13 protein-coding genes and 1 pseudogene are annotated in these 14,868 nt (G+C 40.7%); 10 read left to right on the top strand and 4 right to left on the bottom strand.

What is annotated here, in order from left to right; genetic code table 11:
- Positions 1 to 15 precede the first annotated feature (15 nt).
- The 7 genes and pseudogenes from EDD68_RS13905 (at position 16) to EDD68_RS13875 (ending at position 6,472) form a co-directional block, all read left to right on the top strand.
- A complete protein-coding gene (locus EDD68_RS13905) occupies positions 16 to 1,362 on the top strand; it encodes an acetyl-CoA carboxylase biotin carboxylase subunit (protein WP_132372900.1) in 1,347 nt (448 codons plus the stop codon).
- 15 nt (positions 1,363 to 1,377) lie between these two features.
- On the top strand, positions 1,378 to 1,590 hold the full coding sequence (locus EDD68_RS15445) for an acetyl-CoA carboxylase biotin carboxyl carrier protein subunit (protein ID WP_132372899.1): 213 nt from the start codon (positions 1,378 to 1,380) through the stop codon (positions 1,588 to 1,590).
- A 67-nt stretch (positions 1,591 to 1,657) separates the two neighbouring features.
- The gene (locus EDD68_RS13895; protein WP_132372898.1) at positions 1,658 to 2,575 is read left to right on the top strand and encodes a hydroxymethylglutaryl-CoA lyase; all 918 of its coding nucleotides are present in this window, start codon (positions 1,658 to 1,660) and stop codon (positions 2,573 to 2,575) included.
- Complete coding sequence (locus EDD68_RS13890) at positions 2,572 to 3,351, top strand: enoyl-CoA hydratase (protein ID WP_132372897.1); 780 nt, start codon at positions 2,572 to 2,574, stop codon at positions 3,349 to 3,351. Before EDD68_RS13895 ends, EDD68_RS13890 begins: the two co-directional genes overlap by 4 nt.
- A 21-nt stretch (positions 3,352 to 3,372) precedes the next feature.
- Positions 3,373 to 4,902: an acyl-CoA carboxylase subunit beta gene (locus EDD68_RS13885; protein WP_132372896.1), complete on the top strand. Its 1,530-nt coding sequence runs from the start codon at positions 3,373 to 3,375 to the stop codon at positions 4,900 to 4,902.
- Between the two features lie 81 nt (positions 4,903 to 4,983).
- Positions 4,984 to 5,751: a class I SAM-dependent methyltransferase gene (locus EDD68_RS13880; protein ID WP_132372895.1), complete on the top strand. Its 768-nt coding sequence runs from the start codon at positions 4,984 to 4,986 to the stop codon at positions 5,749 to 5,751.
- A gap of 95 nt (positions 5,752 to 5,846) precedes the next feature.
- Positions 5,847 to 6,472: pseudogene (locus EDD68_RS13875) on the top strand (class I SAM-dependent methyltransferase).
- Positions 6,473 to 6,627: 155 nt separating this feature from the next.
- Here EDD68_RS13875 and EDD68_RS13870 read toward each other — a convergent pair.
- Together EDD68_RS13870 and EDD68_RS13865 are read right to left on the bottom strand one after the other, a co-directional pair.
- Positions 6,628 to 7,134 carry a GNAT family N-acetyltransferase gene (locus EDD68_RS13870; RefSeq protein WP_243646880.1) on the bottom strand — a complete coding sequence of 169 codons (507 nt, stop codon included), beginning with the start codon at positions 7,132 to 7,134 and terminating at the stop codon, positions 6,628 to 6,630.
- Positions 7,135 to 7,282: 148 nt separating this feature from the next.
- Positions 7,283 to 9,166 (bottom strand): AMP-binding protein, encoded by a 1,884-nt coding sequence (locus EDD68_RS13865; protein WP_132372893.1) that lies wholly within the window; start codon positions 9,164 to 9,166, stop codon positions 7,283 to 7,285.
- Positions 9,167 to 9,467: 301 nt separating this feature from the next.
- On the opposite strand from EDD68_RS13865, the gene EDD68_RS13860 reads away from it, so the two are divergent.
- Complete coding sequence (locus EDD68_RS13860; protein WP_132372892.1) at positions 9,468 to 11,135, top strand: CocE/NonD family hydrolase; 1,668 nt, start codon at positions 9,468 to 9,470, stop codon at positions 11,133 to 11,135.
- A gap of 374 nt (positions 11,136 to 11,509) precedes the next feature.
- A complete protein-coding gene (locus tag EDD68_RS13855) occupies positions 11,510 to 11,938 on the top strand; it encodes a hypothetical protein (RefSeq protein WP_132372891.1) in 429 nt (142 codons plus the stop codon).
- A 91-nt stretch (positions 11,939 to 12,029) separates the two neighbouring features.
- On the opposite strand, the gene EDD68_RS13850 is transcribed toward EDD68_RS13855, so the two are convergent.
- On the bottom strand, positions 12,030 to 12,905 hold the full coding sequence (locus EDD68_RS13850; RefSeq protein ID WP_132372890.1) for a LysR family transcriptional regulator: 876 nt from the start codon (positions 12,903 to 12,905) through the stop codon (positions 12,030 to 12,032).
- Between the two features lie 109 nt (positions 12,906 to 13,014).
- Between EDD68_RS13850 and EDD68_RS13845 the strand changes: the two genes are divergently transcribed.
- The gene (locus tag EDD68_RS13845) at positions 13,015 to 14,106 is read left to right on the top strand and encodes a citrate synthase/methylcitrate synthase (protein ID WP_132372889.1); all 1,092 of its coding nucleotides are present in this window, start codon (positions 13,015 to 13,017) and stop codon (positions 14,104 to 14,106) included.
- A 331-nt stretch (positions 14,107 to 14,437) separates the two neighbouring features.
- Here the strand turns inward: EDD68_RS13845 and EDD68_RS15360 are convergent.
- The coding region (locus EDD68_RS15360; RefSeq protein ID WP_165902197.1) for a hypothetical protein at positions 14,438 to 14,868 on the bottom strand (431 nt) is incomplete at its 5' end.

Genomic DNA, 14,868 nt, shown 5'->3' with positions numbered 1-14,868 from the left:
AATGGGGGAGGTCCCGTGTTTAACAAAATTTTAATTGCCAACCGCGGTGAGATTGCCGCACGGATCATCCGAACCTGTAAAGGCTTAAACATCCCTTCTGTTGCCATCTATTCCGATGCAGATGAACAATCCCCATATGTCAGAATGGCGGATGAGGCACATGGAATTGGCGGTACCCGGGTTCATGAAAGTTATTTGAATATGGATAAAATCATCCAGACAGCCAAAGATACCGGCGCAGACGCTGTTCATCCCGGTTACGGCCTGCTAAGTGAAAACCCGGAGTTTGCCCGGAGATGTAACGAGGAAGGCCTGACATTTATCGGGCCTTCCCCATCCGCTATCGAAAAAATGGGAAGCAAAATTGAAGCACGAAAGACGATGAAAGCTGCAGGAGTACCGGTTATTCCCGGAACAGAAGCTCCCGTTTCAAGCTCAGATGAAGCTATCCAAATGGCAAACAAAATCGGTTATCCGGTTATGCTGAAAGCTTCAGCCGGAGGCGGGGGAATTGGCATGCAGGTTGTTTATAATGATGACGAACTGCAGAAAGCATTTGAAAGCAACTCCCGCCGTGCCCAGAATTTCTTCGGTGATGGCACCATGTATCTTGAAAAGAAAATCGAGAACGCTCATCATGTAGAAATTCAGATTCTGGCTGATCAGCATGGAAATGTGATTCATCTGTTTGAACGGGAGTGTTCCATTCAGCGAAGACATCAAAAAGTAATTGAAGAAGCCCCATCCCCATTATTAATCGAAGAAACAAGGGAAAAGATGGGGGAAGCTGCTAAACGTGCAGCGAAAGCCATTCAATATTCAAACGCAGGTACGATCGAATTTTTAGTGGATGAAGATCAAAACTTTTATTTTCTTGAAATGAACACCCGCCTTCAGGTGGAACATCCGGTTACGGAAGAAATTACTGGAGTGGACCTGGTTGAGCAGCAAATCAAGATAGCTGCCGGCGAAAAACTGTCGATCAAGCAGAATGACTTGCAAATCAATGGTCATGCGATTGAAGCAAGGGTATACGCAGAAGACCCGACTACGTTTTTCCCGTCACCGGGGACTATTTCCGCTTTATCCTTGCCTGAAGGGGAGAAGATCAGACATGAAATGGGAGTTGAAAAAGGATACACGGTTACCCCATTTTATGACCCAATGATTGCCAAACTGATCGTAACTGGCCACAACCGGGAGGAAGCTATCAACGTGTTAGAACATGCATTGAAAGACTATCACGTAGAAGGAATCAAGACAAATCTTCCATTTGTCCAGCAGGTTGTACAATCCGAAGCCTTTAAAAAAGGAATCACACGTACATCTTTTGTGGATGACTATTTAAAACAAACAAAATAAAGGGAGGAACATTCAATGAAACAAGTAGTAGCAAATATGGCAGGAAGTGTATGGAAAATTGTTGCAAAAGAAGGAGATCAAGTGTCAAAGGGAGATGACATTGTCATTTTAGAGTCTATGAAAATGGAGATCCCGATTTCCGCGGAAGAAGACGGCACAGTAAAAGCATTAAAAGTCAATGAAGGAGATTTTGTAAACGAAGGGGATGTCATCGCAGAACTTGAATGACAAACCTGTAGAAAAATGTCATGAGCTTTAGGAACATTTAACGTTTATAAAAGGGGAGTCATTTTTTATGAACCTTCCAGAACAAGTGGTGATCAAGGAAGTCGGGCCCCGTGACGGGCTTCAAAATGAGCCTCAGAAAATACCGACTGATCAAAAAATCGAGTGGATTAACCGCCTGAGCGATACAGGGCTGTCTTACATTGAAATTACATCCTTTGTTCATCCAAAATGGATTCCGCAGCTTGCAGATGCTCTAGAAGTTGCGAAAAGCATCCGTAAAAAAAAGGGTATTACGTATGCAGCGCTTGTCCCTAACTTGAAAGGGCTGGAACGGGCGTTGGAGGCAGATATTGATGAAGTTTCTGTCTTTATGTCAGCCAGTGAAACCCATAACAAAAAAAATATTAACAAAACCATAAAAGATACGTATCCCGTTTTAGAAGAAGTTGTAAATGAAGCGAAAAAGCACAATAAATCAGTACGGGGTTATGTGTCTACCGTGTTTGGTTGTCCCTATGAGGGAGAAGTTTCTGTAGATCAGGTCATCGATGTCTCCCGAAGACTTTTTGACATGGGCATCGATGAACTTTCTCTTGGGGATACCATTGGGGTTGCCCATCCAAAACAGGTGGAAGAAGTACTCCTTCGAATTAAGGATGAATTCCCGAATAAATCCATTGCCCTTCATTTTCACGACACACGGGGAACAGCTCTGGCAAACTGCCTTACAGCCATGCAGCTTGGATTTAACACCTTTGATGCTTCACTAGGGGGACTGGGGGGCTGTCCTTATGCAAAGGGGGCATCAGGGAATGTGGCAACCGATGATCTATTATACATGCTGGACGGCATGGGCATAGAGACAGGAATTGATTTTCAAAAATTGCTGGATGCAGCCGGGTATATTCAGCGTCAGATTCAAAAACCATTGCCAAGTCACCAGATGCAGATTGTTCATCATCAGAAGGAGAGTGAACAGGAATGAGCACGGTCAAACTGGAATACAGTACTAACCATGTGGGAGTTTTAACCTTAGACCGTCCAGAAGCAGCCAATGCCTTCTCACTTCAGCTCCTGAATGATCTCCATCATACACTGGATAAAATTGAACAAAATCACGAGCTTCGAGCATTGATTATTACCGGAAACGGACAAAAAGCTTTCTGTGCCGGTGCCGATCTAAAAGAACGGGAACATATGAACGATAATGAAGTGATGGCAACAGTACGTAAGATTAAAGATACCATTACCAGAATAGAAGATTTAGAGATTCCAACCATTGCGGCCATAAACGGTGCTGCATTCGGCGGAGGCCTTGAGCTTGCTCTCGGATGTGACATCCGAATTGCCAGTGAACAGGCCAAAATGGGCCTGACCGAAACTTCCCTCGGCATTATCCCGGGGGCCGGGGGAACCCAGAGACTGTCCCGGATTGTCGGTTTAGGAAAAGCCAAATACCTAATCCTGACTGCCACACGGCTGACCAGTCAGGAAGCACTGGATATCGGGTTAGTCGAGGAAGTTGTTTCAGGTAAATTCTTAATGGAAAAGGCTCTGGAGATTGCCGGTGCCATTGCTCAAAATGGCCCAATAGGAGTGAAACAGGCGAAAAAGGCGATCCAGCTCGGGTTTCAGACCGATCTCAAAACAGGCCTGAAAATTGAAGAAGAATGTTATACCAAAACTATCCCAACCGAAGATCGAAAAGAAGGCATTCGGGCTTTTAAGGAAAAGCGAAAGCCTCAATATAAAGGCAAATAACACCAAAGGAGGCCATCAGTCATGTCAACGGATAAACGCTTGCAGGAAACGATTGAACGGATACGGAAAGGCGGAGCAGAAAAATATCACGAAAAAAATAAAGAGAAGGGTAAATGGTTTGTTCGGGACCGTTTAAAGCGATTATTTGATGATGATATCGATATTGAAGATGCATTCTTCGCCAACTGTCAGGATGATAAGCTTCCAGCCGACGGGGTTGTAACAGGAATCGGTAAAATCAACGGTCAGACCGTCTGTGTCATGGCCAATGACTCGACGGTTAAAGCCGGATCCTGGGGATGGCGCACCGTGGAAAAAATTATCCGCATTCAGGAAACCGCGGAAAAGCTAGAAGTACCGATGCTGTATTTAGTGGATTCAGCGGGGGCACGCATTACGGATCAGGTCGAAATGTTCCCGGGCCGAAGAGGTGCTGGACGTATCTTTTATAACCAGGTAAAAATGTCGGGACGGGTACCGCAGATTTGTCTGCTATTTGGACCTTCTGCTGCAGGAGGCGCCTATATTCCGGCCTTCTGTGATATTGTCGTTATGGTGGAAGGCAATGCTTCCATGTACCTTGGTTCTCCACGCATGGCCGAAAAAGTAATCGGGGAAAAGGTCACTCTGGAAGAGATGGGCGGAGCGAGAATGCACTGCTCTGTTTCCGGGTGCGGGGATGTGCTCGTGCAAAGTGAACAGGAAGCTATTGAATATGCCCGTAAATACCTGACGTATTTCCCTGCCAACTATAAAGAAAGGCCAGCGGTTCAAGAGGCGAAAGATGTAAAGCCTCATGATACTTCTATTGGAGACTTAATTCCTGAAAATCAGAATGCGCCTTTCGATATGTATGAATTGATTGACCGCTTAATCGATGAGGACTCATTCTGTGAAATTAAACGGGAATTTGCGAAGGAGCTCATCACAGGCCTGGCACGCATCCATGGTGAGTCAGTCGGAATTATTGCCAATCAGCCAAGGGTCAAGGGCGGTGTATTATTCCATGATTCAGCGGATAAAGCAGCGAAATTTATTCAGCTGTGCGATGCCTTTAACATTCCGATCATTTTCCTCGCTGATATTCCTGGATTTATGATCGGTACCCGTGTCGAACGGGCAGGTATTATTCGTCACGGAGCCAAAATGATTTCGGCTGTAAGCGAAGCAACTGTTCCAAAAATTTCCGTCATTGTGCGCAAAGCATATGGTGCAGGTCTTTATGCCATGGCTGGTCCGGCCTTTGAGCCTGACTGCTGTATTGCGTTGCCTACCGCCAAAATTGCAGTAATGGGGCCGGAAGCTGCCGTGAACGCGGTATATGCCAATAAGATTGCAGAACTTCCGGAAAAAGAACGGCCGAAATTTATTAAAGAAAAGCATGAAGAATATCTGGAAGATATTGATATTTATCGCCTCGCATCCGAAATGGTTATTGACGACATTGTCCAGCCGGATCACCTTCGCAGCGAATTAATTAAACGATTAGAAGCGTATCGATCTAAAAACTTAACCTTTACCGAGCGTAAACACGGCGTATATCCAGTATGATGCCAATCCCCGGGATTCTTCAAAACCCGGGGATTTTTCTCTGGTATACTATACATATCCAGTTGTAGCGGAGGTATAGATATGACAGAAGAGACAAAGAAAAAAGTGATCGAACAGTTTTCCAAAAACCCAAATGCTTATGCAACCAGTCCATCCCATGGCAACGAGGATGATCTCAACCGGATAGTAGAGTGGTTAAAACCTCAGAAATCGTGGAGGGTGCTGGACATCGCAACAGGTGGAGGTCATGTAGCTAAAACCCTGGCTCCCCATGTTTATCAGGTAGTCGCGTCTGATCTAACAAAGGATATGCTAATCAGCACCCGCAGCTTTTTAAATGATCTGGATAACATTTTATATGTCATCGGTGATGCAGAGAATTTGCCATTTTTAGATGACACCTTTGATGCAGTTACCTGCCGGATTGCTCCTCATCATTTTCCAGATCCGAAAAAATTTGTCCAGGAAGCCTCTCGGGTCTTAAAAAGTGGGGGGACGTTTTTGTTGATTGACAATGTCGCACCTGAAGACAGAGCTTTGGCTGAGTACATGAACACCTTTGAAAAGCTGAGGGACCCCAGTCATGTACGCTGTTTGCCGGTACGGGAATGGCAGCAATATTTAATGGAATCTCAATTACATGAGGTGAAGCGGGAAGTCCGGAAAAAGACCTATGATTTTCCTGTGTGGGTTAGACGCACAGCTGATCGTGAAGAGCAAATTCAAAACGTGGAATCATTTATTTTGGGAGGTACTGATAAGCTTAGAAACTATTACCGTGTACAACTATCCGGTAATAAAATCGTTTCCTTACAGGTAGATGAAATGATGATCATGAATAAAAAATGATATACAGTTGCCTTATACAAAAAAGTTTTATTTATTTTTATTAAAGTAACTTGCAGTTTAGTTTAATAAGATGTTCTAGATAAAGAGGTGAGAAAATGAATAATCGATGGAACGAAATAATATATAAACTTTGGTCTCCAATCTACGATAAGCTTTTTAATTCGGGGAAATTCCTTGAAGCTCGAAAGAAGATTTTTCAAGAGGTAAAGTTTGTTGAAAATCAAAAAATACTATTCGTTGGTGTTGGAACTGGAGCAGATTTGGAACTAATCAGTCATGAAAAATTAAATATTACAGCAATAGACTTCTCTAACGAAATGCTTGATAAAGCAAAAAATAAATTCAAAGATTCTTCAATACAGTTCTTTAAAATGGATGCGCAAAATATGAGTTTTAAGGATAATCAATTTGATGTTGTGGTAGGAAGTTTAGTTTTATCAGTTGTTCCTGATGCCGATAAATGTCTCAAGGAGATGATTAGAGTATTAAAACCAAATGGAAAGATTATAATTTTTGATAAATTTTCACCTAAAGGAAAGAAGCTTTCTCCCTTAAAAAAAGCAATTAGACCGTTAATCAGGTTATTAGGTACCGACATCGGTCTAAGCTTTGAAACATTGTATAAAAAAAAAACAAAGAGAGTTTATCTGTGAAAGAGGATACACCAGTAATGTTTAATGAAATGTACAGAAAGATAATCATCAAAAAAATGAATGCTTAATGTTTGCAACAAATGGGTTGCGTAATTTCGATATCAAAGACACAAATTATAAAAAGGAACCTAAATATTCTTATCCAGGTTCCTTTATATGATTTCCTAGTTCCTTTTAAAATGTGATCTCTTTTTGTATGAACAAACACAACCCAATAATGCTATTATAATTGTTTATAGACAAATTCACGATATTTCACAAAGTCCTGTTTTTTGTAGAATTCTTTTGCAATATTGTTATCTGCCCAATAGTCTAATTCAATCAAGTCTATGCCTTTTTCATTAGCCAAATTATAGATGTAATTCATTAAAGCTGTTCCATACCCCTTCTTTCTTTGTGTTTGTATCATGCTAATTTGATGAATATAAATTGATTGATAACTTTTTTTAAACGCATTCTCTGGGTAGTCTCTGATCTCTATCCAGGCATAACCAACTGCTTCCTGGTTAACTTGTAATATCAGAAAAATAAATTTTTCATTATTTATTAGCTTTTTAAATTCTTCCTTGATTTTTTTATAATCATATTGTTTAAAGTATTTCGGATAGAGAGTAAAATGTAAATCATGAACTGGTTTATTTAATTTTGCAACTAATTCAAAATCTTTTGTTTGGCTTATTTCCATTAAAAATCCTCCATTTAAGCTTTTAATCATTATCACTTTTTTCATTAATTATGCTAGGTATAAACAACAATTTTTTTAAAAAAACATAACTACCCTATTTGATTAACATATCAAAAATACACAAAAAGGAACTGGATCAAATAATCCAGTGAGAAATTCAGTGCAGCACTGGAATTATATTTAACTGCTTAGATTATGATACGGATTCATTCAGGTTTCTGATTTCATCCAGACATTGCGGATTTTCCAGAGCTGATAAATCACCGGAATCTTTATTTAGATAGGCTGATTTTATAGCTCTTCTCATCACTTTGGCATTACGGGTTTTCGGAAGATCACTGACGATATGAACCGTTTTTGGTGCAATCGCCTTTCCTAATTTGGCAACTGCTAATTCTTTCAGTTCTTCTAACACCACATCTTTGTTTACCTTTTCATGATTTAACACCACAAACGCAACAGGGGTTTCCCCTTTTACGTCATGGGGAACACCAATAACTCCAGCTTCCAGGACGTCATCATGTTCCACAAATACCGATTCAATTTCCGCCGGACCAATCCGTTTTCCGGCCACATTCAGGGTATCATCGGAACGGCCGGTGATCGTGTAAAATCCTTCCTCGTCTTGAATGACCCAGTCCCCATGAACCCAGGTGTCTTTAAAACGGCTCCAGTAGGTCTCTTCATATCGCTCATTTTCTTTGTAGAAACCGTTTGTCATTCCTACCCATGGCTGTTTTAGGACCAGTTCCCCGACTTCATTGGAAACGGAATAGCCATGCTCATCATAAACATCCACATCCATGCCTGGCAAGGCAGCATTAAAGCTGACAGGAGCAATTGGTTTCACCAGAACATTTCCGAAAATCCCGCCAGAAATTTCGGTTCCTCCAGAATAATTGAAGATCGGAACCTTTTTCTTGCAGATGTTTTCAAACAGCCACATCCATGGTTCCGGGTTCCATGGCTCCCCGGTAGAACCAATCATTTTCAGGGTAGATAGATCCCGATTCACAAACCACTTTTCCCCATGCGGCATGAGGGAGCGGATGAGGGTAGGGGAGATGCCCAGATGAGTCACTCGGTGATCTTCCACAAGACGCCAGATTCGGTCCGGCTCTGGATAATCCGGTGTTCCTTCAAACAGAACAATTCTGGCACCATTAATCAGTCCGCCAAACACAAGGAAAGGTCCCATCATCCAGCCCATGTCGGTATACCAGAACAGAGTATCTTCCTGCTGAACATCCATACATACACCAGCATCAAAGGCGGACTTAATCGGGAATCCGTTATGAGTATGAAGGGCACCCTTGGGCTTCCCGGTTGTACCGGAAGTATATATAATCATGAATGGATCGTCACCATTTGTTTGAACCGTCTCGAAACCGTTTTCATTTTGTCGAATCGTTTTCCAGTCCACATCCCGTTCTTCATTCCAGTTGACATCGCTGCCGGTTCGCCTAACGACAATCACTTTTTCAACGGAGGGAGATTGATTTACCGCTTTATCGGCTTCATGTTTTAAATTGATTTCTTTTCCACGGCGATAAAAACCATCGGCAGTTATAAGAAATTTAGCCTGAGCAGCATTCAGACGGGTAGCGACTGCTTCAGCTTTATAACCGGAAAAAGCAGGTGAGAAAATCGCACCAAGTTTGGCTACTGCCAGCATGGCAATGACTGTTTCAGGAATCATTGGCATGTATATTGACACGACGTCGCCACGGGAAACGCCGAGTTTTTTTAGACCGTTGGCTACTTTATTCATTTCTTTATGCAATTCGGCAAAGGTATATGTTCGTGTGGAACCGTCGTCACCTTCCCAGACAACGGCCTGCTTGCTGGATGTGGTGGCATTGGTTGCCCATTTATCCACACAGTTATATGTAACATTCATTTTTCCATTTATAAACCATTTTGGATACATGATCCCATTTGAAAGATCTAGTACATCGGTATACTCTTCAAACCAGTTAATCTCTAGCTCTTTGACCGCCTGATCCCAGAACCAGGCAATATCTTCAACCGATTTTTTGTGAAATTCATCATAATTCGTAAAACCTAATGATTTCATCCATGAATACAATCGCGTTGATTTTTTGTATGCTTCATCAGGGAACCATACAGCCTTCTGAGACACAATAAAACCCCCTTAAAACCTTAAATTTTCTGAAAGTTTCTCCATTACTATTATAGTATAAATGAAACAAGAATTATAGGAGGATATGGGAATTTATGAAAGAACTTAAATTACAAAGAAAGCAATAAATATATTATGTAAACTTATAAATAAAGAGGAATTTTTGATTCGTATATCGAAATAATTCTTAGCGAAAGGATGTAAAAAACGTGTCCATCCGGGGAGGAGTCTATTGATGAATGAATATCAGGTAACCATTAAACGGGATATAAGAATTCCAATGAAAGATGGAGTGACATTATCAGCAGACCTGTATCTTCCAAAAGAAGACGCGCGCTATCCTGCCATTGTCGTCAGAACACCCTATTTAAAACAAACTGACGTCATTTTTCAGAATGGAAATTACTTTGCAAAAAACGGATATGCTGTCGTATATGTAGATGTTCGGGGAAGGGGGGACTCTGAAGGTACATTTGATGCATATTTCCAGGAAGCAGATGACGGATATGACACCATTGAATGGGTAGCGGAACAGTCCTGGTGCACAGGTGGGGTAGGAACAATGGGCGGCTCTTATCTTGGGCGAATTCAGTGGCTGACAGCCTTGAAAAAACCTCCTGCCCTAAAAACGATGATTGCAGCCGTCACACCGTCTGATCCATTTGTGGAATGGCCAACAGGAATACCGACACCATTTCATTTATGCTGGCTCTATATGGTCAGCGGAAAGGTCATGCAAAACGTCAACTTACTGAACTGGGCTGATATCTATAACCATTTGCCACTGTACACCATGGATGAACAAACTGGAAAGACCATTGACCGCTGGCGTGAAGAATTTGAACATCCTTATCTGGATGACTGGTGGAAGAGAATCTGCTATCAGGATCAATTTGATCAAATTGACCTGCCTGTTTTGCATATTTCCGGCTGGTACGACGATGAACAGGTAGGTACGCCCTTAAACTTCCATGGAATGACCACAAAGGGAGCCACGGAATTTGCTCGCCGCAACCAAAAAATGATTATGGGGCCATGGCCGCATCAGATTAATAAGTCTACTAAAATAGGCGACATTGATTTTGGTCCAGATGCTGTGATTGATTTAAACGGATATATGCTGAGATGGTTTGATTACTGGCTGAAGGGAAAAGAAACAGGCATTATGAAAGAGCCTGCTGTGAAAATGTTTGTGATGGGTGAAAATAAGTGGCGGGATGAACAGGAATGGCCACTGGCACGGACAAACTGGACAAAATATTACCTCCACAGCTATGGCCGGGCCAACAGCCGGTTTGGAGACGGAAAACTTTCAACGTCTGATTCCTTTAACAATGAAGGTGAATCTGATGAATATATATACGATCCGGTAGATCCGGTACCATTTATTACAGATTCAACGTCAGCTCAAATTGGCGGTCCGGATGATTATTCAGCAGTAGAACGGAGAGATGATGTCCTGGTATACACCTCTGAAGTCCTGGATGAAGATCTAGAAGCCACAGGTCCGGTTAAAATGGAATTATATGCATCTTCCAGTGCTAAGGATACGGACTTTATGGTAAAACTGCTGGATGTGTGGCCGAACGGATATGCCCAGCGGCTCACCGATGGCATGGTAAGGGCCAGGTTTAGAGAAGGGATGGAAAATCCTTCACTCATCGAACCAGGCAAAGTATATAAATATGAAATTGACTGCTGGAATACATCTCATGTGTTCAAAAAAGGTCATCAAATCAGGATTGAGGTTGCATCCAGTGCTTTTCCGAAATATGACCGGAATCCAAATACAGGAGAAGAACTGGGCAAAACAGCTAACATGGTGAAGGCTAAACAGAAAGTATATCACAATGAGGAATATCCTTCAGCGATTATCTTGCCAGTCATTCCACGATCGATATAATTAATCTCATTTTTTTAAGACGTTCACATCAAAGCTATCCATTTTTTATCTTAGCAGCCCTTGTTTGGAGTACAGTGTTTTTGTCTTAATATGGGGCTGCTCTTGTATGCACATCTTGTACGCACTGCTGGATAATGACTATTCTGGTAAAATAAAAAAAGGAAAATACCTAATGGTTTTATCCCGGAAGATTCCAGAAAACGAATCCTTGCCTGGAAAGATGGACAATTCTACTAAGAAATTTCCTATTACTACAAATTGACAATATGGGAAGTCAGCAAAAAAAACTGGTGAAAATGGCAGCGTCTTTTAAATAACGTTCCATCCCGATATGGTGATCGTTTGAAAATGAATGGTGATAAAGGGTGATACATGTGTTTAAGAGAAAAGTGTTTACAGTGGTTTCCGCAACCATGATATCGGTATCGCTTATGTCCTTTTGGTTTATCTTTACAGAAGGAGAAAATATCACTTCATTTTTCCAGCTTGCTTTTTTCATCAGCCTATATGCTTTTCCTGTTATACTGCTTTACGGACTCCCGGTATCTCTTTTATCAGAAAAAATTACGAAAGGATCTTCAGACAGAAAGCGGATGTGGATGTCTTTTATGATCCATGCTGCGTTTGGTATGGGTTTTATATTCCTTGTAGGTCTTATATTCGAGTTCAGCATGTTAGTAACAGGGTTAAGCCGATACTGGCAAATTTATATGGATATGTTTATTGCTTCAACATTAACAGCTATCATTTTTTGGGCTATTGATGAAGGTGTCAGGTATTATTGCCAAAATGAACACAGTTAGTAAATAATGATCTTCAGTCAATTTTACTGGATGATACAACAATGTCCCGTTGGTAGTATTACATAATAATATTATGTTAACTATTTTGTGATTAAAACCGAAACGCAGACACATATTCCAGAAAATGTTGCTCAACCGAATGCTTATATTTATAAATGGCATAGGTCCTGGCTATCGGCAGATTCAGCTTGCTTGGTACATCTATGATTCTGCCTTCCAGCATTTCACGCCGAACCGTAGATGCAGGGAGGTAGGAGACTCCAAGGCCTTCTGTAATAAATCGTTTCGTAATGTGCACCTGGGACACTTTTATTGTTTTCACAAAGGGATAATGATATTTAATGGACTGCATAAGTGAATCCCAGTAACCGGGATGGCTATGGGTAAATAAATAGTTCGTTGATAACAGTTCCGCTTCATCAAAGGGTGGGGCAGATTCCAGATCAAGTCCATCATGGGGCACCACAAACAGAACCGGATCTTCATATAATTCATCACAATAAAGGGACGAGTTCTGTACTGACAGGCAGGAGATTCCCAGATCCATTTCATTATTGAGGACGGAGGATTCAATTTCCGTTGATTCAATCACCTTGACCTGAACTTCAACATCCGAATATTCCAGTAGAAAACGCTTTAAGACCCACGGCAAAATTGTATCAGCAATGAGAGGAGATATGCCCAGGCGGAGTTTGCGTTTATACCCCTGTTTTACGGATGAAAGATCTTCAAGTCCTTCCTGGTATTTCTTCAATATTTCTTCCGCATGGTCTACAAATCGTCTGCCTTCTTCGGTCAGTTTTATGTTTCTCCCGGTCCGTTCAAATAGGGATACACCAAGCTTTTCTTCAAGCAAACGAATATGGACCGTTACCGTTGGCTGTGATATATATAAAGCTTCCGCTGTTTTTCTGAAATTCTCAAACTTTGCAGCTGTAATAAATGTTTTGAGCCAGTTTAAGTCCAAGGTCCACACCTCTTATTAATAAATATAATGATTTTGATTAATATTATTTAATTTTATTAATCATCTTTATTATATACAATAGAAGTAACAAAGGAAAGGAGTGGAAGGAATGTATGCAAAAGGATTAAAAGGGGTCGTTGCTGCAGAAACAAAATTAAGTGATATTGATGGTGAGAACGGAAGATTAATATACCGGGGTTATCCTGTAGAAACATTAGCTGTTGATTATATATTTGAGGAAATCGCTTATTTACTCTGGTATGGCAAACTCCCGAAATCTGCTGAGCTTCAAGAGCTAAAAGATAAAATGAAACAATATCGAGCTGTACCTAAGTATGTTAAGGAAATGCTAAATCATCTCCCGGAAGAGATGGATATGATGAGTGCATTAAGAACCCTTGTTTCATCACTCGTTTTAGATGATCAAAGCAAACATCCGACGATTGATCAGGCCATCCAGATTACAGCGGTTATTCCGACATTAATTGCTTATATTTATCGAAGAAGACAGGGAAAACCAGCTGTAGACCCACATCCGGATTTTGATCATACGAAGAACTATTTATATATGTTATATGGAAAAGAACCGGCCGAAGACCACGTTGAAGCTCTAGATACCTATATGATTCTTACCCAGGAACATGGAATGAATGCATCCACATTTGCTGCAAGAGTTACGGTATCATCTGAATCTGATATTGTTTCTGGTATCACATCCGCAATAGGAACCATGAAGGGTCCACTGCATGGCGGAGCACCAGGAGGAGTCATTGAATTATTAGAAGAAATGAATACTCCAGAAAATATTGAAAAAGTGGTACGAAACAAGCTTGAAAATGGAGAAAAATTAATGGGATTTGGCCACCGCGTATACAGAACAAAAGATCCAAGAGCAAAAGCATTGAAGACCAAATTGCTGCAAAGCAATCCTGACGACAACTGGCTGAAACTTGCCCTTGAAGTGGAAGAAAAAGCCATTCAGCTGCTTAATGAATATAAACCAGGCAGATTACTAAATACCAATGTAGAATTTTATGCAGCAGCCATTATGAAAGCCATCGATATGGATCCGGAATTATTTACACCAACATTTACGGCGAGCAGATCGGCAGGCTGGACCGCACATATCTTAGAACAAATGGAAGACAATACGATATTTCGGCCGCAGTCAAAATATATCGGATCAGCTGCAGTGAAATAAAATAATTGGATTATTTTTATTTTGTCTCACTATCCAGAGTATACATGGATATTGAGACATTTCTTTATTTTTATCCGTAACTTCCTATAATATATATTATGTCTACTAGGAAAAAGATCAATCGGAACAATAAATCGCGGTCCTTCCTTCTGATAATATTCATTATGAGGAACTTGTTCTCCCCAACTTGACGATAATATTAGTGGCCATTTCAATCACTCCACCTTCCCGTTCTTATTAAGTGTTGGTTCAACAGGAATGCGGCGTTTAGAACTGGTAAGTCTAAAAAAACTTTAATAGTAACTTAGTTCAAAAAATTTAACCGTTAACCTCATCTAATTTCAAACAATTTATTTGATAGATTCTGAACTATACTTAGAAATAGTAATCCAGTATCAATTATTTCAAGAGCTGTATCAATATCTTGTGCATTATTTGAGTAATATTTAGTTAATAGATTTCGGAAGGTGCTAATTAATGTATATAACTCTTTATTATTAGAAAGAAGAAGATGCACCTCGTCTTTTGGTTTTTTCCATATTTCACTATAATTATCTTTCTTATGAAGAATACCATATTGAATTGTTAACAAACTGTATAGGCTTGGCCATACTTTTGTAGTTAATAAACGAACAGATCTCTCAAGATTATCCTGTTTATGCTCTAATAAGGCTCTCCCCAATGAAGTGTGCTGAAAATTGAAAAATGCAGAATCTTCCTCTATTGTTAATAGTAACCCAAACCAAAACCAATAGAAAGGAA

The organism is Melghiribacillus thermohalophilus (assembly GCF_004342905.1).
Taxonomy (GTDB): Bacteria; Bacillota; Bacilli; order Bacillales; family Alkalibacillaceae; genus Melghiribacillus; species Melghiribacillus thermohalophilus.
Note: the sequence above shows the minus strand (reverse complement) of the source record. Positions and strands in the feature narration are given on the sequence as shown.